This window comes from Methylophaga sp. SB9B (assembly GCF_004832235.1).
Classification (GTDB): domain Bacteria; phylum Pseudomonadota; class Gammaproteobacteria; order Nitrosococcales; family Methylophagaceae; genus Methylophaga; species Methylophaga muralis.
The window spans coordinates 28,597-51,173 of sequence record NZ_SSXS01000001.1 but is presented as its reverse complement, the minus strand read 5'-3'; the positions used below and the strand labels follow the sequence as shown (position 1 = coordinate 51,173).

Genomic DNA, 22,577 nt, shown 5'->3' with positions numbered 1-22,577 from the left:
AATGCGCCAAGGATTTCGTTTTTGTGTTGCGCTGTTGGTGTTGTTCATTCCGACAGTACAGGCAGAATCCGCTTCGATAGAATTACTCGAGCGAATGAGCCAAGCAGCCAAGCAACTCAACTATGAAGGTGTTTTTGCCTACCAAAGTGGCAAAACATTCCAATCAGTGCGTATTTACCATCGTAACGATGACGGTACCGAATCAGAACGACTTATTTCTTTAAATGGCGCTGCTCGGGAAGTCATTCGTTCTGATGATACTGTTACCTGCATCAATCCAGACGGCAAACAAATTAATGTGAGTCAACGTCCTTTAGGGCGAGGCTTTCCCAGCGATTTACCGCGCCGCTTAAGCTCAGCAACTGCTTTTTACGAATTAAAGCTGGGTGATGAGGATCGTATCGCCGGCAAATTGACTCAGAGAGTCGATATCAAGCCTGTTGATAGTTATCGCTACGGTTATCGGTTGTGGATGGATAAAGAAACAGATCTGCTACTTAAATCTGAACTGATTGATGAGCAAGGTGAAGTATTAGAAACCTTTGAATTTACTGATATCCAAACCGGTGTCGATATTCCTGATGCCTCGCTGGAAGCACAAATGTCCGGTAATGAAATGGTATGGAATCGTACCGAACCGGGTGAAATGACAACACAGGATTTGGCGAAATTTTCAAATTGGCAGACAAAATGGTTGCCTGAAGGTTTTATGCTGGTGGCCCATCAAAATCGCTTACGCTCCAACAACGGCGCCCATGTCGAACAACGTGTCTATAGCGATGGTTTGAGTTCAGTATCGGTATTTATCGAAAAAATGCGTTCTCAACATAATCATTTCCATGGCGGTTCTCATATGGGAGCAGTTAATGCTTTCGGTAGCGTTATTCATGCACATTTTGTTACCGTGGTAGGTGAAGTCCCGGCAGTGACTGTGGAAAAAATCGGTGCGGCAATTCAATACGCTGGACCTGAGTCGAGATGATCGAACAAAAAGCCAAAGTGATTCGTTCAGATGAATCAACCATATGGCTGCAGACTGAACGCCAATCCACCTGTGATAAATGTCAGGTAAAAAAAGGCTGTGGTACCGGACTGTTAAGTGAACATGTTGGACGACGGTTTTCAACGATTAGCGTACCTAAAAAACATCCCGTGCAGCCCGGCCAGCAAATGAACGTATCTATTCCGGAAGAAGCCTTATTGCACGGTGCCTACATGATGTATCTGCTACCGATATTGTTCATGTTTGCCGGCGCCGGATTCAGTCGATTTATGGTTGCCAATGAATTAGTGGAAATTATTGCTGGATTGGCTGGTCTGATGCTTGGCTTCTATTGGGTTAAAAAACGACTCAAAAACCAGAAAATTGCCATCGAAACTCAATTAATAGAGGAAAAATAATGACGCAATCCAAAACAACTGGCGCCATGATCATGGCATTGCTGATGTGGTTAATGTTGAGTTCAACCGCACATGCACGTGGCGGTTTACCTGATTTTACAGAATTAGTGGCTGAAAATGGCGAAGCCGTCGTCAATATCAGCACCAAAAGTAAACCAAGCGAAGCGATGGCTTCCTCGCCATTTCCGCCAGGCATGGAAATGCCAGAGGGTACGCCATTTGATGATTTTTTCAGACGTTTCTTTGGTGACCCGTCTCAACCCCGTGCACCACAACCCAGTTCATTAGGTTCTGGTTTTGTATTGTCGGCGGATGGTTTTATCTTAACTAATCACCACGTCATTAAAGATGCTGACGAAATTATCGTTCGGTTCAGTGATCGCACCGAACTGGTCGCTGAATTATTAGGCAGTGATGAGCGTAGTGACGTGGCTTTATTGAAAGTCGATGCAGAAGGCATGAATTTAAAAGCCGTTAAATTAGGCGACTCTAATGATCTGAAAGTTGGTGAATGGGTACTTGCTATTGGTTCACCTTTTGGCTTTGATTATTCGGCTACTGCCGGGATTGTCAGTGCATTAGGTCGTAGTCTGCCAAGCGACAGTTATGTTCCCTTTATTCAAACTGATGTTGCCATTAACCCAGGTAATTCAGGCGGTCCGCTATTTAATCTTGATGGCGAAGTGATTGGTATCAACTCGCAAATCTACAGCCGTACTGGCGGCTTTATGGGCGTTTCATTTGCTATCCCGGTTGACGTGGTTATGGATGTGGTTGATCAAATCAAGTCACAAGGTTATGTCAGTCGTGGTTGGTTGGGTGTGGTGATTCAGGATGTAACCCGTGAATTGGCTGAATCATTTGGTCTTAGCAAACCGCGTGGTGCTTTGGTTTCTCGTGTAATTGCAGGAAGCCCTGCTGAGAAAGCTGGTTTTCAAGCGGGCGACGTTATTCTTAAATTTGATGATCGCACTGTAGATGCCTCATCAGATTTACCTCCAATTGTTGGTCGTACCGCAATAGGTAAAAAATCCAAAGCGGAAATTATGCGTAATAACAAAATGATGACGCTTTCAGTCGTTGTTGAAGAATTACCCGAAGATGAGCAAATTGCCAGTGGCAGTTCGCCTCGGGCCGGGCAGTTCCATGATAGTCGACTGGCGATGGAAGTCACTGACTTATCAGCTGAACAACGTGCTGAGTTAGGACCAAATCAAAGTGGTGTAACAGTCAGAAAAATTGAGTCTGGTCCTGCAGCAGAAGCAGGTATTGCGCCGGGTGATGTGATTCTGAGCATTAATAACGAGAAGGTTGTCGATGCAAAACAGTTTATTGAAGTGGCTAAAAATCTGCCAACCAATAAAGCTATTCCAGTGTTGGTACAACGCTCTGGGGCGTCACAATTTCTCGCATTAAAAATTCCGGAATAATACCCGGAACAATAGATAGCTCAATAATGTAAAAGTTATTGTTTGCTGGTTTGAAAAGCAGTTGATGCCACTCATCAGCTGCTTTTTTTTGTCTGCCAAAAGCGTTGAATAAAACAAAGTTTCTTATTTGGGCAATTTCGTTTTATCATTAATGATAATTATTATCATCTAGGCGTGAAGCATCACATATTCCATGACCGATAAAAACAAACTTGCTATCAGCATTCTCATTATTGAAGACGATCCGGTATTAAATCATCAGTTAAAGCAGTTGCTTGAACAACAAAACTTTACCGTTACCCAAAGCTTTAATGGTGAAGAGGGTTTACTCTCTGCGGTGAGCGGCCAGTTTGATCTGATTTTACTTGATGTCAGCCTACCTGAGCGTAACGGCTATTCTGTATTAAGCATTCTTCGCCAAAGTCGACAGACTCCGGTAATCATCTTGACGGCTCATGGTGCTGAAGAAGAACGTATTATTGGGTTTAAAAACGGTGCGGATGACTATCTGCCAAAACCCTTTAATTTCACAGAATTGGTGTTGCGTATTGAAGCAATTCTGAGACGAGCCGGAATCATCGATCATTCTCAACAGGAAGATTCGGTTTTACAGCATGAAGGCCTGAAGCTGGATAGGAAAAAACAACGGGTTTATTTTTATGAGCATGTTGTGCAACTGACACCGATCCAGTTCAAATTACTTTGGACTTTGACGCAACATGCCAATCATCTACTAAGTAAACCGCAGTTATATCGATTAGTGATGGAACGCGATTTCAGCCGTTACGATCGTAGCCTGGATATGCATATGAGCCGGGTCAGGCGCAAATTAATGGATGTCGGTATGCCCGTCGATAGGCTGCAAACAGTTCATGGTACAGGCTATATGTTGCTATGAAACGGCGTTTATTCTGGAAATTATGTGCAACGATTACCATCGGCACAATTGCTTTGTTCTGGATAATTCATCATTTGATTCTGCGAACTGAGCAGCACATGAGTTTTATTGATAAGCAGTATCAGCAGCAGTTAATTGACTATGCCAGACATGCAGAATCACTGTATCTACAAGGCGAAGAAGAAAAACTGGCTGAATGGATTAACACCATTCAGCTGCAGGAAGATACTTGGGTCGCTATAGTGAAATCGCAGCTAACGCTTCTGGCCGACAGTGAAATGGACGATTATTTTATCGATACTTTCAGTCTGGGCCGGGATGTCAGTTGGAAAATTCATTTGTATTTTGCTCAAAATCCGATCATGGATATTATGTTTGCAGACCGACATACCCATTTTTTGATCCGCTTGCCACAACGTATGCGCCCCGGTGGTTATTGGACTTATGCCAGTTTGTTATTGCAAATTGCCTTGCCTATGTTGTTGATGGCGATCTTGAGTGCAGTGATTTACCGGCACGTTATGTCACCCTTAAGACAGCTTGAAAAAGCCACCAAACAATTCAGCGATGGTGATTTTGCCGTGCGAGTGCGGGAAGACTTGGGAAAACGTAACGATGAAATTGCGGTGCTTGCTGGCACTTTCGACAGCATGGCAGAGAGAATTGGCGAGCAGATACAGACACAGCGTCACCTGACCTCAGATTTATCACATGAACTGCGTACCCCATTAACGCGGGTTGAGTTAGCGCTTAGTATTGCTGAACAAAGCACTCCTGAGAATGAATCGTTGCAACGGATCCGCTATGAATGTCAGCAGATGCGTGAATTAGTCGAGGATGCATTAACCCTTGCCTGGTTTGAAAACGAGCGACCCGCTTTACGCAATGAATCATTGGATCTGACGGATTTGATAGACAGTATTGTGGAGAATGCGCGATTTGAATTCCCAAACCATTTGATTACCGTGCAAACGCCTGAAACGGCTTGTCTGCAGCAAAGCAGTGATCGTGCATTAGGACATGCCATTGAAAATATATTACGTAATGCGCTTTCGTATACTCCAGCCAATGGAGAGGTAAGCATCAGCTTGCAACAGCACCTGGATCGCTATGAGCTACAAATTGATGATGAGGGGCCTGGGGTACCCGAAGAGCATTTACAGAATATTTTCAAACCATTTTTCCGTTTACCTAGCTCCCATTCAAGCGAACAAAAAGGTTTTGGCGTTGGGCTGGCGCTTGCCCGGCGGCAAGTCGAAGCAACAGGGGGCAAATTATGGGCACAAATTCATCAATTCGGCGGATTGAGAATGATCATGCAATTGCGATAACGGAGGAAAGTTAGTCAGCTGAATAACAGCTCAATTGTAACAATTGTAAATTTGATTTTAATCTGGCTTCACTCTGACTAGAATGCGAATCTGTTCTATTTGACAATGATTATTATTCGCGAGGTTAGAGTGAAAATAAACCGCAGTTTTGTATGTCGGCCGACGATCTTAACGTTGGCAATAACCGCCGCTTTCTCAAGTCAGGTTGTTTGGGCAGATGATAATGAAAGTGTTCAGTTAGAGGCTATAAAAGTAACGAGTAATACCGTTACTCCAGAAACGAACAGTGTTTCAGCTGAACAAATTGAAAAACTTCAGGCAACTGATTTACAAGATCTCTTTAGCCAATCACCTGAGGTGACAATTGGTGGAGGACCGGGGTTTGCCCAAAAACTTTACGTTAGGGGTATCGAAGATCAGTTGTTAAATATCACTATTGATGGTGCCCAACAGGCGACCCGTCAATTCCACCACGCTGGCCGTATAAGTATTGAGCCTGAATTACTAAAACGTGTTGAAGTCAATGCTGGGGCGGGTAATGCTTTGTCTGGTCCAGGTGCATTAGGCGGCTCAGTTAAATTTGTGACCAAAGATCCAGAAGATATGCTCAAGCCAGGTGAAAACTTCGGTGGTTTGGTAAAGGGCATGTTCTCAAGCAATACAGATAGTTTTAAAACAAGCACCACTCTGTTTGGAAAACTGACCGAAGACTGGAGCGGCATGGTTTCCTATACGCAATCAGATGTCGACAATTATGAAGATGGTAATGGCGATGAAGTATTAGGAACAGAAGCTGATCAAGAGTATCTGTTTGCAAAAGTTGTCGGGCACTTGACTGACAGTCAAACTGTCCGTCTCAGTTACGAAAAACACAAAGATGAGGGTGATAGAACCCAGCGCCCTCAATGGATATTCAGTCCACCACCACTAGGAGCGCCAGCTAACCGTGGGAATCTGATATATCCAATTGACAGTGAACGTAAAACAGCCACTTTTAACTATGAATTAAACCCACTTGATAATGCTTATTTGGATTTGGCACTGACCATTTACAATACTGAGACAGAGTTTTTTCAAGACGGTTTTTTTGGTCCATTCACAGGCACAGGCGAGAGTACTGGCTTTGATTTACGTAATACGTCTGTCATAGGTATGCACAAGGTCACCTATGGTGTTGATTATCGTGAAGATGAGTCCACTGCCGACGGTGATGGTGAGAATTACAAAGATAAGTCCAAGGTTAAAGGCGTATATCTTCAGGATGATATCCAGTTAACCGATGCCTTATTGTTAAGCGCGGGTCTTCGTTATGATGATTATGAATTAGATACTGATTTTGGCAATACTTCTCATAATGAAAGCGATGTCAGTTCGAATATCGGTCTGAATTATCATTTTACAGATAACTGGAGTGCCTTTGCTTCTTATGCTGAAGCCTTTAAGGGACCTTTAGCACAAGATGCGTTTAAACTTGGCTTTACAACTCAAGCTGAAGATTTGAAACCTGAAAAGGCAGAGAATATTGAATTCGGCGTTGCGTATGATTCAGCAACATGGTTTGGTTCTGCCAAGGCCTATAGAAGTGAAATCAAAGATGTTATTGGGGTTTCAGGAACGGTAGGGCCAGCAAGAAATATCTTTGATAATTTGGGCGAGTTAAAATCAGATGGTTATATTCTGGAATTAGGTCATCGCTGGGATAGTTTAATGGCTCGCGTCAGCTATCACTATAACGATGCTGAAGTGGATGGTGTGGAAGCGAATGCTTATGATCATAACGGTATAGCTAATACTGTTCGTGACACAGTATTAGCTCAACTTGAATACCAACTTAATTCACAATGGAATTTTGGTTGGAATGCACGTTTTGTGAAAGGACGTGATGATATTGATTTTGGTGATCAAGCAACCTATCCAGATGCAGAAGTGGATCAACCTGGCTATGGAGTACATGACTTCTATACTCAATGGATTCCGTCAACTTCAGAAGATTTCCGTATTACGTTAACCATCCATAACATCTTTAATAAAGATTATATCGATCACGCAAGCGTTGCCGATTTCACCAATTTACCAGGCTATGGTCTCGTCAGAGGTTATAACGAACCCGGCCGGGATGTTCGCCTGAGTGTAGCTTGGCAGTTTTAATTCATCAAGCTGTATCCCCTGAATGAATGCTTGATGAGTTTTGGCCGGATGTTGCAACGACATCCGGCTTTTTTCTGGGTATGTTAAAAATTTTGTTTGATAATCCTGCTGGGTGAAAAATGCCAGTAAAGGAATAATGCCAGGATAAAGGTCAATCCTTCAGCAAGAGGAAGTGCGATGAGAAACTGCTTGTCGGGCAACCAGGCTGATAACAGAAATAATAAACTGACAGGCAGGATTAAACCGCGAGACAACGCGACAAACATAGATGGCAAAGGCTTTTGCATAGCTGTTAAATAAACCGATAAAGTGACGTTCAAACCGTTCACCGCAAATAATGGCCAAACCAATTGAATAAACTCAGCTGAGAGTAGTTGGCTTTCCAATGCATCATCTTGTAAAAAGAGCTGAATTAACCATTGTGGGTAAAGCAATAAAATACTCACTAATATCATTGAGATAACAAACACCATGCCTAAGGCTGTCGTGACAAAATCACGGATCCGCTGAGCTTGTCTTGCACCATGATTTTGACTGATCAATAAATGCAGCGCGTCAGCAATACCGTAGTAGATCATCAGGCTGATGAAAATCAGATAATTAATGACAGCAAATGCCGCTAAACCACTCACCCCTTGGTAGATGATCAATAACCAGTTCAGCAACAAAATAACCATGCCCCCGGAGAGTTCATTAACAAATTCGGATAGGCCGTTATAGGCAACTTTGCCGACTTCTGACCAGTTGCCAGGACGTAAAATCAACTTTAATCGCCGTTGTTTATTGAGAAAATAAGTTGCAAGAATCAGCATCTGGACTATCTGAGCAATCAATGTGGCCCAGGCAGCACCACTTAAGCCCATTTCCAGTCCAATAATAAACAGCGCATCGAGCCCGATATTAATAAGCGCACCAGCAATCAGAGCTGCTGTCCCCAATTTTTGGCAGTTATCCAGCCGGATGAAGTAATAGAGCACCATGCTGGTTATCTGTATAACCAGCACCACACAAATAATACGAAAGTAGGGCAATACCAGCGTTATTAACTCTTCCGGTGCCCCGAGTAGCGCTAATATCTGTTGATCCAGCATTAAAGAAATGCCCATAAACAACAGGCCAACGATAAAAATACTTATCAGACATTTACTGAAAACAGCAGAAGCGGCTTGGATTTTATTCTGTCCAAGGTAACTTCCAGCTCGGACGGCACCGCCAATCGACAGCATCAGCGCGATGGCAAACACCAGAGTAAAAAATGGAATCAATAAGGTAATGGCAGCCAGGCCTTCCGAACTGACAAATTGGCCGATAAATATTCCGTCCACAATGCTGGCGGTGGTAATGGCCAGTAAGCCCAGAATGGAAGGGATGGCATAGCGTAAGAAAGTGGAAATAATCGGACCATTGAGGACGTCATTGTCGATTTGGCTAGCCTGCATGTAGTTTCCGTTTTCAAAGAAGAAAGGCGTGAAAGCGCTTAATGCTAACGATCCCTAATATTTAAGCAATGTTTTTACTCTCAATTTTTTGGATTGAGTACGACAGATCAATTTGGTATGCCAGTATTTATTATCGTTATAACTCAGTTAAGTGCGTATAATACTGGGTCATTTGCACGATGCGGGATCCGCGTTGGCAATACATCCTAAATCATGGAGCTGAACACATCTTGCAACACCATATTTCAACCTCCGATACGTTCAAAATCGCTACTCAATGAAAAATATTAGAAACTTCTCAATTATTGCTCATATTGACCACGGTAAATCCACCATCGCAGACCGCTTTATTCAAATCTGTGGTGGCTTGACTGAACGTGAAATGTCCCAGCAGGTTCTCGATTCGATGGATATCGAAAAAGAGCGGGGCATTACCATCAAGGCGCAAAGTGTCTCGTTGGATTACACCGCGAAAGACGGTGAAACGTATCACCTCAACTTTATCGATACGCCCGGTCACGTTGACTTTTCCTATGAAGTTTCCAGATCATTGGCGGCTTGTGAAGGCGCATTGCTGGTGGTTGATGCCGCACAAGGTGTTGAAGCTCAAAGTGTGGCGAATTGCTATACCGCCATCGATCTTGGTCTAGAAGTGTTGCCGGTTTTAAACAAAATTGATTTGCCCGCAGCAGAACCGGATCGGGTAGCGCAGGAAATTGAAGATATCATCGGTGTTGATGCGCTTGATGCAGTTCGCTGCAGCGCCAAGACGGGCATCGGTATTGATGAAGTTTTAGAAGAGCTGGTTGCTCGTATTCCGCCACCAAAAGGTGATCCGGAAGGACCATTGCAGGCTTTGATTATTGATTCCTGGTTCGACAGTTATGTGGGGGTTATCTCGCTGGTTCGTATCAAACAGGGCCGACTGAAAACCCGTGACAAAATCAAAGTCATGTCGACCGGTCAAGAATATCAAGTCGATGAAGTTGGTGTATTTACTCCAAAACGTAGTAAACGTCCTGCGCTGAACTGCGGTGAAGTTGGCTATGTGATTTCCGGTGTCAAAGAAATTGATGGTGCACCGGTGGGCGATACCTTAACCATGGCTCAACATGGCGCAACCGAAATGTTGCCCGGTTTTAAATCGGTCACACCGCAGGTGTATGCTGGGGTATTCCCTGTCAGCAGTGATGATTACGATGCATTCCGTGAAGCATTGGGTAAATTACGTTTAAATGATTCCTCGTTGTTTTTTGAACCGGAAAATTCCCAAGCTCTGGGCTTCGGTTTCCGTTGTGGTTTCCTTGGTTTACTTCATATGGAGATCATTCAGGAACGGCTGGAACGTGAATATGATCTGGATCTGATCACCACCGCACCGACCGTTGTATTTGAAGTCGTTACCAAAAAAGGTGACGTGATCAAGATTGAAAATCCTGCCTCATTACCGGATGCCGGTTCAGTTGAAGAAATTCGTGAACCTATCGTTATTGCCGATATGCTGGTGCCACAGGATTATCTTGGTGCAGTCATAACGTTATGTATCGAAAAACGCGGCGTACAAAAATCCATGCAATACATGGGAAAACAGGTTGCCTTAAGTTATGAATTGCCAATGAATGAAGTGGTAATCGATTTCTTTGACCGCATTAAATCGGTCAGTCGCGGTTATGCATCGCTGGATTATCACTTTATTCGCTTTGAAGCCGCCGCGCTGGTGAAGCTGGATGTATTAATCAATGGCGAAAAAGTGGATGCTTTATCGATGATTGTACATAAAGACCAAAGTGTATCGCGTGGTCGCCAGTTAGTTGAAAAAATGCAGGAATTGATTCCGCGTCAAATGTTTGATGTGGCGATTCAGGCAGCCATTGGCGGACATATTATTGCGCGCTCAACAGTGAAGGCAATGCGTAAAAATGTCTTAGCAAAATGTTACGGAGGCGACGTTTCTCGCAAACGTAAATTGCTAGAAAAACAAAAAGCCGGTAAAAAACGTATGAAATCCATCGGCAAAGTGGATGTGCCGCAGGAAGCCTTCTTGGCGGTTTTGCAGTTATCCAAGAAATCATAATAGGAGCGTCAAGTGAGTTTCCCAGCAATAATGGTGTTACTGGTCGCGATAACCGGCCTGATATGGTTAGTTGATCGTTTCTGGTTAGCGCGCCAGCGTCCTGCCAATGAAAATGAACCGGCGATGGTTGAATACGCCAAATCATTTTTCCCGATTATTTTATTGGTGCTGGTGATTCGTTCATTTGTCGCTGAACCGTTCCGTATTCCATCATCTTCGATGTTACCGACTCTGCATATCGGTGATTTTATTCTGGTGAACAAGTTTTCCTACGGCATTAGACTGCCAGTGATTAACACTAAAATCCTGAATACCGGTAGCCCGGAACGTGGCGATGTGATGGTGTTTCGGTATCCCCAGCAACCGGAAATTGATTACATCAAACGGGTTATTGGCTTGCCTGGTGACACAGTGGGATATTTCAATAAAACACTGTTTATTAATGGTCAGGAAATCAAGCAGCAAGCTGGAGAGAAACCTGCAGAGTTGGCGGGTATGATTGCACCACGTGCCGAGCTTAAGCAGGAGCAGTTAACCGAAGCTTCACATGACATATTGTTGGATCCGCAACGCATGTCTATGGAGGGCGAGATAACGGTTCCAGAAGGTCACTTTTTCGTAATGGGCGATAATCGCGATAATAGTAATGACAGCCGAGTATGGGGAACTGTGCCGGAAGAAAATCTTGTCGGCAAAGCATTTTTTATCTGGATGAGCTGGAATTGGGATGATGGTGGCATTGTCTGGTCTAGGGTGGGTCGTTCAATTAACTAAGGTCTATTTAACTTTCAGAGCCGCTTGTGTTGTGAATTAAAAAACGTCACAAAGGCGCGAGGAGTGCATCATGAAAAAAAACAGGGAATGACGTTAATCAGCTGGGTGATTGTGCTGGCAATCATTGCATTTTTTGCCACCTTAACCATGCGGTTGCTGCCGATGTATCAGGAATACTACGGCGTGCAACAAATCATGAAGTCGATGGAAACCGAATTAAAAAATAATAAACTCACCAATGAACAGGTGATGTTGTTACTCAGTCGTCGTTTTAACACCGGTTATATTTCCAGTGTTAAGAAAGAAAACATCGAACTCTTCCGAGGCAGAAGTAATACCTACGTCACTAAAATCGTTATTGATTATGAAGTGCGTAAACCGTTCATCGCCCATATTGATTTAGTCGGACATTTTGTTACCGAAGTGGATGTGGAACCGGCCATTCGATGATAAACATCAAGCAGAAAAAACTGTGCCAGCAACTTGGCATTCAATTTAATAACGACGATCTTTTATTGCAGGCCCTGACGCACCGCAGTGCGGCCCCAAAGAATAATGAACGACTGGAATATCTGGGTGACGCGATATTAAGCTTCGTGATTGCCGAAGAATTATTTAACCGTTTTCCGCAGGCTAAAGAAGGCAAAATGAGCCGTCTGCGAGCCAGTTTGGTAAAAGGCGAAACACTGGCAGAAATAGCACGCGAACTTAAATTAGGTGAAGTGTTAATTCTCGGTCAGGGTGAATTAAAAAGCGGCGGGTTTCGCCGTGAATCAATTCTGGCGGACGCATTAGAAGCTATTTTAGGCGCGCTGTTTCTGGATAGTGGTATGGATGTCGTCAAGCCACTTATCCTGAGACTTTATGATGAGCGTCTGGATTCTATCGACGTCACTGAAACAGTTAAAGACCCGAAAACCCGTTTGCAGGAATTATTGCAAAGCCGCAAATTACCATTACCACTTTACAGTGTGAAAGAAATTGAATCCGCCGATAACCAGCCTGTATTTGAGGCCTCCTGTCAGGTGAGTTTATTGAATAAATTAGTCGTGGCTCAAGGAAGCAGTCATCGTAAGGCTGAAAAAAAAAGCCGCTGAACGTGCCCTGACGCTAATCGAGTCAAAATTATGAATGAAGAACAAGCTTTCCGTAGTGGCTATGTCGCCATTATCGGTCGTCCTAATGTCGGTAAATCGACTCTGATTAATCGGGTATTGGGACAAAAACTATGTATTACCTCACGTCGTCCACAAACAACCCGCCATCGTATTTTGGGTATTAAAACGACAGAACAAAGTCAATTTATCTATGTCGATACACCCGGCATTCACAGTGACGGTAAACGCGCGATGAATCGATATATGAATCGTGCTGCGGCGGCCTCGGTGGAAGATGTCGATGTGGTGGTTTTTGTTGTTGAAGGTATGAAGTGGACCGAAGAGGATGAACGGGTATTACAGAAATTAAAGGAAACCACCAAGCCAGTCATTTTGGTGATGAATAAAATTGATAAATTAGAAGATAAAGCGACTTTGTTTCCTCAGGTAGAAAAGCTCGCTGCTTTATTTAAATTTACGGATATCGTGCCTTTATCTGCGCGTAAAGGGATCAATCTGGAATCCCTTGAAGAGTCGATATATAAATTAATGCCTGAAGGCGAGATGATTTTTGATGAAGATCAACTTACCGATCGAAGTTCACGTTTTCTGGCAGCCGAAATGGTTCGCGAAAAACTGTTTCGTCATTTAGGTCAGGAACTGCCTTACTCACTGACAGTTGATATCGAACAGTTTGAAGATGACAACGGTATGTATCGCATCAGCGCTGTTATTTATGTCGAACGCAGTGGTCAGAAATCCATCGTTATCGGCAAAAAAGGCGAATTGCTCAAGCAGGTCGGCAAAGATGCCAGAGAAGATATGGAAAAGCTGTTTGGCTGCAAAGTGTTTCTGCAATTATGGGTTAAGGTTCGTGAAGGCTGGTCTGATAATGAGCGCATGTTAAGAAGTCTGGGCTACAACGACGATCTTTGATTAGGCAACCCGGTGGAGTTCACCCAGGCATTTGTTTTACACCAACGCCCCTATCGGGAAACCAGTTTGCTGGTGGATGTTTTTACCGCGGATTATGGTCGCTTAAGCCTGGTTGCCAGAGGCATGCGACAAAATAAACGTCGACACTCTAATCCTCTGCAATTATTCCAACCGGTTTGGTTGAACTGGTTTGGTCGCGGTGATTTGCTGACATTGAGTAAAATTGAAACCACCAATGCACCTTATTGGTTGAAAGGCCATGCCACCTTGTGTGGTTTGTACATTAATGAATTACTCGTCAGATTATTAACGCAACAACAGCCCGAACCTTTAGTGTTTGATGCCTATCAAAAAGTACTAGAAGGACTGCAACAAGCCGAGCAGGCTGAACAGGTGTTAAGACTTTTTGAAAAACGCTTGTTGGAAGCATTAGGCTATGGACTGGATCTGACTACTGATAATCAGGGTGACCCGGTAGAAGCGCATCTACATTACAGTTATCAGCCAGAACTAGGATTGCAGCCGTGTTTAATAAATGACACCAAACGTATTATTTCGGGCGCTAGTTTGTTACAGCTACAACAGGAAAACCTCAATGACCCTGTTAGCCTCAGTGAAACAAAGCAGTTGATGCGTTTGATAATAAATTACTATTTAGATGGCAAACCGCTGAAAAGCCGGCAGTTGTTTGCTGAAATGCAGCGTTATGCCGGAACTAAAAACAGTTAATTAAGGAACATCATGTCGATTTATCTTGGCGTCAATATTGATCATGTGGCTACGTTAAGACAAGCCCGCGGTACCCGTTACCCCGATCCGATTCAAGCGGCCATTGAAGCTGAACAAGCCGGAGCTGACAGTATTACGCTGCATTTACGCGAAGATCGTCGGCATATTCAGGATCGCGATGTCAGAATGCTGGCCGATATCCTACAAACAAAAATGAATCTGGAAATGGCGGTTACCGATGAAATGCTCGGTATTGCTGAACTTTATCGTCCGGCTGATTGTTGCCTGGTACCGGAACGTCGTGAAGAACTCACAACAGAAGGTGGACTGGACGTAGCTGGCCAGCAATCACGGATGCACGATGCATGCGTGCGTTTAGCAGAAGCTGGAATAACAGTTTCGTTATTTATCGATCCTGAATTAAAACAGATTGAAGCGGCGGTTGCCTGTGGTGCGCCAGTCATTGAATTGCATACCGGTCGTTATGCCGAGGCCAGTTCAGCTGCTGAAGCCAAAAAAGAACTAAAGGTTATTCGCAAAGCGGCTGAACAAGCCCATGCGCTGGGATTGCAGGTCAATGCCGGTCATGGCTTGCATTACCATAATGTGCAGCCTATTGCCGCTATTAAAGAATTAGTTGAACTCAATATCGGTCATGCCATTGTGGCTCGCTCATTTTTTACCGGCTTTCAGACTGCGGTGCGTGAAATGAAACAATTAATGCTGGAAGCCCGTCGCGGATGATCAGCGGTATTGGCACGGATTTAGTACATATTCCCCGCATAGCTGAAATGTTAAGCAAGTACGGCGATAAAGCCGCGCAGCGCATCCTGGATATAACTGAATTCGAGCAGTTTCAACAAAACAAACAACCTGCGGCATTTCTGGCCAAACGGTTCGCCGCAAAAGAAGCCACCGCCAAAGCATTAGGCACTGGATTTCGCGATGGATTGAGCCTGCAACATATCGCTGTGCGTAATAATAGTCTGGGTAAACCCGAGCTGGTATTTCATGACTATGCCGAGCAATTGTTATCTGAAAAAAATATCCAAACCGCCATGCTCAGTCTCAGTGACGATGGTGATTACGCCACAGCTTACGTTGTTTTAGTGGAAGGCCAGAATGACTGACTATCCAACCATTGAATCATTCATTGGCAATACACCGCTAGTTCGTTTACAGCGTTTACCCGGAAATACCAGCAATACTATTCTGGCCAAACTCGAAGGCAATAATCCGGCTGGATCGGTTAAAGACCGACCAGTTGCCAGCATGATCCGCCATGCCCAGCAACGAGGTGATATTCAGCCCGGCGATACCTTGATTGAAGCCACTAGTGGTAATACGGGTATTGCTCTGGCGATGGTCGCTGCCATTCTTGGCTATCGGATGATTTTGATTATGCCGGAAAGCATGAGTCTGGAACGCCGTGCATCAATGCGGGCTTATGGTGCTGAAATCATTCTGACCGACGGTATGGAATCGGCTCGTGATCTAGCACTACAGATGCAGGCGATGGGAGAAGGTAAGGTACTGAATCAATTTGGTAATTTTGACAACCCATTAGCGCATTATGAAACTACCGGGCCGGAAATCTGGCGAGATACAAAAGGTGAAGTGACACATTTTGTCAGTGCCATGGGCACTACCGGCACCATCATGGGCGTTTCCCGATATTTAAAAGAACAAAATCCAGCGGTACAAATTGTCGGTGTGCAACCAGTGGATGGGGCAAAAATACCCGGTATTCGCCGTTGGCCAGCGGCATATTTACCGGAAATATTTGAACCTGAACGGGTAGATATTACTCTGGATATGCAGCAGGAAGTTGCTGAAGAAACCATGCGCCGACTTGCCAGTGAAGAAGGTATCTTCTGTGGCGTTTCATCGGGCGGCAATGTCGCTGCAGCTTTACGTCTATCCGAAACAGTTAACAATGCAGTGATTGTCTGCATCATTTGTGATCGTGGTGATCGCTATCTTTCCACGGGTGTGTTTCCAGCAGACTAATGCCATTCAACACGAGAAATGTAATCGTTTTGATGGTTTTGTTACTCGTGGTAACCACCTCCGTACGTGCTATAGATCAGGTCGCTATTCAGATAGGCCTCTGGTCAAGCGAGCAGCTTGATATCACTGATCTGCAAGTTGACATTAGCCTCAAGTCATCGGGACTGGCAGTTACCGCCAGTGCCAGAAAAGTTCAATTAGTTGAACCTATAGGGCAATTGACCAATGTCAGACTTCGTTGTGATACGTTGCGCTGGTTTTCCGGCCAACTTGATTGCCAGGCCGGTCAATTGGACTTCACCCATGCACAATGGGGCAATCAACAAATTACATTTAAAGTTCAATCCAGAGCGGAAGAAGAAAGTTATCAGTTAACACTTAACGGTATTCGAATAGAGCAAGGTCGTGTCGATCTTCAGGCAAATTACCAGCAGGGAAACTGGCAAGCCGATCTAACGGGACAACAAATAGAATTGGCGGATCTGGTCAATTTTGTCAGTACCTATCTCACTGAGCAGCAACTAACGATGCTTGCGCAATGGACTGTAAATGCCAAAGCCGATATCAATGCCAAACTTAGCGGTCAGCAACAACAACTCAACTCGGCTGATGTTATTGGTAAATTAACTAATATCGGCTTTTCTGATCCAGGTGGAAGTTATGTCGGGGAGCTTTTAGCAGCAGAGGTCAGATTGCAACTAGAAGCCGATTCGAGCACTTGGAACTGGCAACAAACCCTCACGATAGATGATGGTCAGGCCTATTTTGAGCCAATCTTTCTCGATTTGGCCGAGCAACCAGTGACCATTCACAGCGAAGGCCGTTTTGCTAAAGAGGATCTGCAGTGGCAGGTAAACCATTTTGGATTAGAACAGGGAGAGTCAGTTCAGGCAACAGGTCAGCTACAAGGCAAAGCTTTGCAATTAACGAGCTTGCAACTGGCGCTTAAGAGTGATGATGTGGATTCTCTGTATAAAGGTTGGTTACAACCCTTTTTCCCAGGTTCATCTTTAAGTCGTTTACAAACGACCGGACAACTTAAAGCCGATGTGCAATGGCAGGCTGAACAATATCAATTCAATATAGATTTACAGTCCGTCAATATTTCCGATGAGGCAGGGCGGTTCAGCATTGAAAATCTGGACGGTCAATTGGGTTGGACCAATCAGGCGACAGTTATGCCGATAGAATTAAGATGGCAATCGGCTTCAGTTCTGTCTTTACCGCTAGGTGGCTCGAAACTATTGGCTGAGGTTAGCCGGAATCAGATTCGTTTTACTGAAAGCCTATCACTGCCGATTCTGGATGGGGAATTATCACTGAATGATTTCCAGCTAAGTTTGGCAGGAGAACAAGGAATGCAATGGCAGTTTCAAGGCTTGCTTAGTCCGGTATCGATGGATCAATTAAGCAGCTTGATGGGATGGCCCGAGTTACAGGGAAAATTGTCCGGCATGATTCCAAATGTCAGTTACCGAGATGAATTGATCACTGTAGACGGTGCGTTATTGCTGAAAATATTTGATGGCACTACCGTCATCAGAGATTTACGTTTACAGCAGCCATTTGGCAGTTTGCCGCAGCTATACGCCAATATTGATATTAGTCGTTTAGATCTGCAGACCCTCACCAGCACGTTTGATTTTGGTAATATAAGCGGCAAAATTGATGGCAAGATACATAATCTACGCTTATCAAACTGGGAGCCGGTACAGTTCGACGCGGTCTTTATGACGCCGGAAAAAGATCCTGGAAGGCGGCGAATCAGTCAGCGGGCTGTAAATAATATTTCGCAAGTCGGTGGCGGACCTTCGGCAATTTTATCGCGAGGATTTATGGGCTTATTTGAAGATTTTTCCTATCAAAGAATTGGTCTAAGTTGTCGTTTGATGAATTCAGTTTGCCAGATGGATGGTGTCGAACCGACTGAGCAGGGGTACTATATTGTCAAAGGTGGTGGCTTACCTCCATGGATTAATGTGGTGGGGTTTACCCGGGAAGTAGATTGGCCTGAATTAATAGCCAGGTTAAAAGCGGTTCGTCACAGTGACGGGCCAGTTATTCAATAAAGGAAAGTCGAATGCGTTTATTAAAATGGTTAATGGGAAGCACAGCAGGTTTAATGCTGATTTCCTGTGTCACGATAAATATTTATTTTCCTGCCGCTGCTGCCGAAAAAGCCGCAGACCGCATTATTGAAGATGTCTGGGGACGGGAAGTTCAATCCCAACCGAAATCAACTTCTCCGGAAGATACAAGCGAGCTGAAACAAACATTACCGCTCGCGATGCAGGTTTTGAATTGGCTGGTATCACCTGCTCAAGCAGAAGTTAATCTGAATATTAACTCACCGGCAATTAATGCATTGCAGGCTAAAATGAAGCAACGCCATGAGCTGTTACATCCGTTTTATCAAACGGGCGCTATTGGCCTGACCAGTAACGGTTTGATTACCTTACGTGAAGCCTCAGCAGTACCGCTTAAAGATCGTAATACAGTAAATACACTTATTGCCGAAGAGAATCAGGATCGTAAAGCTTTATATGCTGAAATCGCCCGTGCGAATGGTCATCCAGAATGGGAATCTGATATTCAGGAAACCTTTGCCAGACGTTGGATTAGTAACGCAGCTAAAGGCTGGTGGTTCCAACAAGGCGGCAGTTGGCAACAAAAATAATTTTCTAATCAAGTGAAAGTCCGGTTATGCAAAAGCATAGCCGGACTTTTTTTATGTAATTTCAGTTTATAGGTTTGAATAAATGGCACGACGTAATCACAAACAACGGCTTCCTACAGAAGCTGTCCAGGCTGTTATAGAAAGCCTTTCACATGATGGTCGTGGCATTGCCAGAATTGACGGCAAAACGGTTTTTGTTGATGGGGGATTGGCAGGCGAGAATGTCTCTTTCATGTATACCCGGCTACATAAAAAATACGACGAAGCCAAAGTAGTTTCTGTTGAAAATGCGTCAGCAGATCGGGTTGATCCCAAATGCCAGCATTTTGGTATTTGTGGCGGCTGCAGTTTGATGCACATGGCACCTGAAGCACAGCTAAGCTTGAAACAGGATACGTTGAAGGAACAGCTGTCACATTTTGGTCAACTTACTCCTGAACATTGGTTGCCACCTTTAACTGGACCCTTATGGGGGTATCGTCGTAAAGCTCGACTGGGCGTGCGTTATGTCACTAAAAAAGAAAAAGTATTGGTAGGCTTTCGTGAAAAAGGCACACCGTATCTAGCTGAACTCACTCAATGTGAAGTACTTGACCCTCGGGTTGGCTTACGCTTGGAAGTGCTGGGCAAAATGATTGCTAGTCTTGAAGCCTACAATCGCATCGCACAGATAGAAGTTGCCATGGACGATGCCCATACCGCATTGGTGTTTAGAAATATGGATCCATTGTGTGAAACGGATAAGCAAAAACTGATCAACTATGGTCAACAGCATGATTTGTGGATCTATCAGCAGCCTGGTGGTCCGGATACCGTCAGTCCATTATGGCCTGAAGCACCGCAATTGTATTATGCGCCGGAGGAGGGGCTCAGACTGGAGTTTGCACCGGGTGATTTCACTCAGGTCAATGCGGGTATTAACCATAAAATGATTGCCAAAGCGATTGAGCTGCTGGATTTGCAGCAAAATGATCGCGTTCTGGATTTATTTTGTGGTTTAGGGAATTTTACCCTGCCACTGGCAAAGCGAGTCAGCAGCGTCATTGGTGTTGAAGGCGATAAATCATTGGTAGCCCATGCACAGCGCAATGCAACAATTAACGGTTTGGAGAATGCTGAATTTGAAATGGCCGATCTCACCACGACACAACTTAAAGATTATCCTTGGGCTCAAGCCGGGTTTACTAAAGTGTTATTAGACCCTCCAAGAAGTGGAGCTTTTGAAGTACTCGGTCAAATTGCCGATTTGGGAGCTGAAACCATTGTTTATGTTTCCTGCAACCCGGCAACCCTGGCTCGTGATGCCGGAGAGTTAGTAAACCAGTATGGATATACATTAGTTCAGACTGGAATTATGGATATGTTTCCACACACCAGCCACGTTGAATCCATCGCTTTATTCAAAAAAGTTATTAGCTAGTACCAAGGTACAATTGTTTCAGGGATTTTTTCCTCTAAGATTGGCACCATTGCTCCAGAAGGTAACCGGAACAATATTAATTAACTGAGTGCCAACCTTGGTGTGAGCCAAGAGACGGAAAGCCACGGGTCTTATCAAAAGATAGCCGGGTTGCTTTTTTCTGAAAAGGAAATTTTATGAAAAATTTGCTACTTTTTGCTTCACTTTTGGCTGCTTCTCTGACAGCTAATGCTGCTACGTTCCAAGGCAGTACTTCTGGAACATTTGAAAACCCTACAGGTCCTGCCGGGATGGTAACAACTGGTGTGGGTACAAATGAATTTACTTGGGGCGAAGGCGCATATAGCCACACGTCATGGCAGAGTTGCGGTTGGTTTTGCTTTCAACCAGTCGCTCAATATCATGATCCTAGTAAATTAAAAATGACTGGAACAGGTTTTAACACAGATGTTGATCAAACATTCATCGCCGGTTACCTGAATTTCTACAACGGTATCATTTATTCTGGTACCCAAGCAGAAGGTGTTGATTTATCTCTAACGTTGAACTTCACTTCACCATCTGCTTTCTCGGAAACCTTTAACTATGGTTTTTCATTGAATAACGTTGTTAACCCAACAGGTGATACCACTACATTCCTAACTTCAGTTCCTACTAAATTCTATAGCTATGCTGGTACTGACTATTACTTTGAATTATTAGGTTTTGGTATTCATACTAAAAATGGTATTAAATTAATTGATGAAATTTTCCTGAAAGAAGGTAAAAACACAACAGTTAAACTGCTTGGTCAATTTACTTCAATGCCTTCTGAAGTACCTTTACCAGCAGCAGTATGGTTGTTCGGTTCTGGTTTGATGGGCTTTATGGCAATGCGTAGAAGAGCAAAAGCACAACAAGCTTAATTCTCTCCGTAATACCGTAAAATAAAAACCGTGGCTTTCGAGCCACGGTTTTTTTATGTCCGGCAAAAGTGAGTAATTCAGATGGCAAGTTCCGAACCGTCTACTGCATCCGATACACCACCATTACTAAAAGATCATATCAATCCTGATTCGATTGGAGTGTTAGCTGAATTAATTCAGCAATATCACGCTGGATTTGTGGCAGATGATTTCGTAAAGCAGGCGACTGATAATTTAGAATCTATGCCACTGAAAACCCGAGTCAATCATCTCAGTAAGATTCTGGATACGCTATTGGATGACGACTATGCAGTGAATGCGCAATGGCTTAAACAGCTTGCCGATAACTGGCCTGGCAAGAATATCGAAAAGGGATGGCATAGTTTTATGGCATGGCCGTTAATTGATTACGCTGGCAAACAGGGCCTGCAGCACCTCCTGAAATAGCCTTGGATTTATTGAAGCACCTGACGCCCTTATTTACTGCAGAATTTGCTATCAGACCCTATATAGAGCAGCACTTTGAGCTGACCTATAAAGAATTATTGCTCTGGTGTCAGCATGAAAATGAACATGTCCGGCGACTTGCATCAGAAGGAATGCGACCAAGACTGCCTTGGGGAGGGCATTTAAAAGCGTTACAACAAAACCCGCAGCCTGTATTTGACTTACTCAACCAGCTGAAAGATGACAAAAGCAAATATGTTCAAAAATCCGTTGCCAATAATTTAAACGATATTAGTAAAGATAATCCTCAGCGTGTAATTGATTTATGTCGCGAGTGGCTAAAAAATCCCACATTACAACGCCGCTGGATTGTCCGCCACGGGCTTCGTAGTCTGATTAAGTCAGGTGACCCAGCTGTGTTCCCATTACTGGGCTACAGTGAGAAGCCAGCGGTAAATGTTGATTTCGAATTAACCGGGAAACACATCCGGTTAGGTGAAAAGCTGGAAATGCAGATATCAATCAATTCTAAAACTAGCCAGGCACAAGAACTGGTGGTGGATTATCGAGTCTGGCATGTCAAAAGCAATGGTAAGACCACCGCCAAAGTTTATAAATGGAAAAACATCACATTATTGGCAGGAGAAAGCATTTCTTTGAAGAAGTCACATGGATTTTTAAAATTGACCACTCGGCAATATTACGGTGGTCGCCATAGCATAGAGATACTTATCAACGGAGTAGTTCACGGAGAGGCTTCAGTGGATTTAAAGCTTGACTGAATTTTCTCTAAAAGTATCGCCGAAAAAAACTCTGAACTAGCAACATAAAAAAACTATGGGCCCCGTAGGGCCCATAGTT

22 protein-coding genes and 1 riboswitch are annotated in these 22,577 nt (G+C 44.0%); of the genes, 21 read left to right on the top strand and 1 reads right to left on the bottom strand.

The features are described 5' to 3' along the window. The first annotated feature begins 1 nt into the window (after position 1). The 6 genes from E8Q33_RS00225 (at position 2) to E8Q33_RS00200 (ending at position 7,208) form a co-directional block, all read left to right on the top strand. Positions 2 to 982: a MucB/RseB C-terminal domain-containing protein gene (locus E8Q33_RS00225; RefSeq protein WP_136552084.1), complete on the top strand. Its 981-nt coding sequence runs from the start codon at positions 2 to 4 to the stop codon at positions 980 to 982. Beyond that, positions 979 to 1,401: a SoxR reducing system RseC family protein gene (locus E8Q33_RS00220; RefSeq protein ID WP_136552082.1), complete on the top strand. Its 423-nt coding sequence runs from the start codon at positions 979 to 981 to the stop codon at positions 1,399 to 1,401. Before E8Q33_RS00225 ends, E8Q33_RS00220 begins: the two co-directional genes overlap by 4 nt. Next, positions 1,401 to 2,831, top strand: a complete 1,431-nt coding sequence (locus E8Q33_RS00215; protein WP_136552080.1) for a DegQ family serine endoprotease — start codon at positions 1,401 to 1,403, stop codon at positions 2,829 to 2,831. Before E8Q33_RS00220 ends, E8Q33_RS00215 begins: the two co-directional genes overlap by 1 nt. 193 nt (positions 2,832 to 3,024) lie before the next feature. Next, positions 3,025 to 3,729 (top strand): response regulator transcription factor, encoded by a 705-nt coding sequence (locus E8Q33_RS00210; protein ID WP_136552078.1) that lies wholly within the window; start codon positions 3,025 to 3,027, stop codon positions 3,727 to 3,729. Continuing rightward, entirely contained in the window at positions 3,726 to 5,060 is a 1,335-nt protein-coding gene (locus E8Q33_RS00205; RefSeq protein ID WP_136552076.1) for a sensor histidine kinase, read from the top strand. Before E8Q33_RS00210 ends, E8Q33_RS00205 begins: the two co-directional genes overlap by 4 nt. Positions 5,061 to 5,189: 129 nt before the next feature. Next, positions 5,190 to 7,208 (top strand): TonB-dependent receptor domain-containing protein, encoded by a 2,019-nt coding sequence (locus E8Q33_RS00200; protein ID WP_247869839.1) that lies wholly within the window; start codon positions 5,190 to 5,192, stop codon positions 7,206 to 7,208. Positions 7,209 to 7,291: 83 nt separating this feature from the next. Here the strand turns inward: E8Q33_RS00200 and E8Q33_RS00195 are convergent, their stop codons facing one another. After that, positions 7,292 to 8,647, bottom strand: a complete 1,356-nt coding sequence (locus E8Q33_RS00195; protein WP_136552074.1) for an MATE family efflux transporter — start codon at positions 8,645 to 8,647, stop codon at positions 7,292 to 7,294. A gap of 277 nt (positions 8,648 to 8,924) precedes the next feature. Here E8Q33_RS00195 and lepA point away from each other — a divergent pair, with 277 nt between their 5' ends. From lepA to E8Q33_RS00120, 15 genes are all read left to right on the top strand, one after another. After that, positions 8,925 to 10,721: a translation elongation factor 4 gene (lepA, locus tag E8Q33_RS00190; RefSeq protein ID WP_136552072.1), complete on the top strand. Its 1,797-nt coding sequence runs from the start codon at positions 8,925 to 8,927 to the stop codon at positions 10,719 to 10,721. Positions 10,722 to 10,733: 12 nt separating this feature from the next. Then, entirely contained in the window at positions 10,734 to 11,495 is a 762-nt protein-coding gene (gene lepB / locus E8Q33_RS00185; protein WP_247869838.1) for a signal peptidase I, read from the top strand. A 63-nt stretch (positions 11,496 to 11,558) separates the two neighbouring features. Then, positions 11,559 to 11,945: a DUF4845 domain-containing protein gene (locus tag E8Q33_RS00180; RefSeq protein ID WP_247869837.1), complete on the top strand. Its 387-nt coding sequence runs from the start codon at positions 11,559 to 11,561 to the stop codon at positions 11,943 to 11,945. Beyond that, positions 11,942 to 12,592, top strand: coding sequence for a ribonuclease III (gene rnc / locus E8Q33_RS00175; protein WP_136552070.1), 651 nt, complete (start codon positions 11,942 to 11,944; stop codon positions 12,590 to 12,592). Before E8Q33_RS00180 ends, rnc begins: the two co-directional genes overlap by 4 nt. A gap of 30 nt (positions 12,593 to 12,622) precedes the next feature. Then, positions 12,623 to 13,528 carry a GTPase Era gene (gene era / locus E8Q33_RS00170; protein ID WP_136552068.1) on the top strand — a complete coding sequence of 302 codons (906 nt, stop codon included), beginning with the start codon at positions 12,623 to 12,625 and terminating at the stop codon, positions 13,526 to 13,528. Positions 13,529 to 13,540: 12 nt separating this feature from the next. Further along, a complete protein-coding gene (gene recO / locus E8Q33_RS00165) occupies positions 13,541 to 14,257 on the top strand; it encodes a DNA repair protein RecO (protein ID WP_136552066.1) in 717 nt (238 codons plus the stop codon). Positions 14,258 to 14,269: 12 nt separating this feature from the next. Further along, positions 14,270 to 15,001 carry a pyridoxine 5'-phosphate synthase gene (pdxJ, locus tag E8Q33_RS00160; protein ID WP_069296205.1) on the top strand — a complete coding sequence of 244 codons (732 nt, stop codon included), beginning with the start codon at positions 14,270 to 14,272 and terminating at the stop codon, positions 14,999 to 15,001. Beyond that, a complete protein-coding gene (acpS, locus tag E8Q33_RS00155; RefSeq protein ID WP_136552064.1) occupies positions 14,998 to 15,387 on the top strand; it encodes a holo-ACP synthase in 390 nt (129 codons plus the stop codon). The genes pdxJ and acpS overlap by 4 nt, the downstream gene beginning before the upstream one ends. Beyond that, positions 15,380 to 16,267, top strand: coding sequence for a cysteine synthase CysM (cysM, locus tag E8Q33_RS00150; RefSeq protein WP_136552062.1), 888 nt, complete (start codon positions 15,380 to 15,382; stop codon positions 16,265 to 16,267). Before acpS ends, cysM begins: the two co-directional genes overlap by 8 nt. A gap of 47 nt (positions 16,268 to 16,314) precedes the next feature. Next, positions 16,315 to 18,336, top strand: a complete 2,022-nt coding sequence (locus tag E8Q33_RS00145; protein WP_211116054.1) for a hypothetical protein — start codon at positions 16,315 to 16,317, stop codon at positions 18,334 to 18,336. A gap of 11 nt (positions 18,337 to 18,347) precedes the next feature. Next, positions 18,348 to 18,944, top strand: coding sequence for a YdbL family protein (locus E8Q33_RS00140; protein WP_069296201.1), 597 nt, complete (start codon positions 18,348 to 18,350; stop codon positions 18,942 to 18,944). Between the two features lie 82 nt (positions 18,945 to 19,026). Next, positions 19,027 to 20,364, top strand: a complete 1,338-nt coding sequence (gene rlmD / locus E8Q33_RS00135) for a 23S rRNA (uracil(1939)-C(5))-methyltransferase RlmD (protein ID WP_136552058.1) — start codon at positions 19,027 to 19,029, stop codon at positions 20,362 to 20,364. Between the two features lie 80 nt (positions 20,365 to 20,444). Further along, a riboswitch (cyclic di-GMP riboswitch) is annotated at positions 20,445 to 20,522 on the top strand. A gap of 18 nt (positions 20,523 to 20,540) precedes the next feature. Continuing rightward, positions 20,541 to 21,269, top strand: a complete 729-nt coding sequence (locus E8Q33_RS00130) for a choice-of-anchor K domain-containing protein (RefSeq protein WP_136552056.1) — start codon at positions 20,541 to 20,543, stop codon at positions 21,267 to 21,269. Positions 21,270 to 21,350: 81 nt separating this feature from the next. Next, entirely contained in the window at positions 21,351 to 21,716 is a 366-nt protein-coding gene (locus E8Q33_RS00125; RefSeq protein WP_136552054.1) for a hypothetical protein, read from the top strand. Between the two features lie 2 nt (positions 21,717 to 21,718). Further along, positions 21,719 to 22,498, top strand: coding sequence for a DNA alkylation repair protein (locus E8Q33_RS00120; RefSeq protein ID WP_168800109.1), 780 nt, complete (start codon positions 21,719 to 21,721; stop codon positions 22,496 to 22,498). Positions 22,499 to 22,577: the final 79 nt, after the last annotated feature.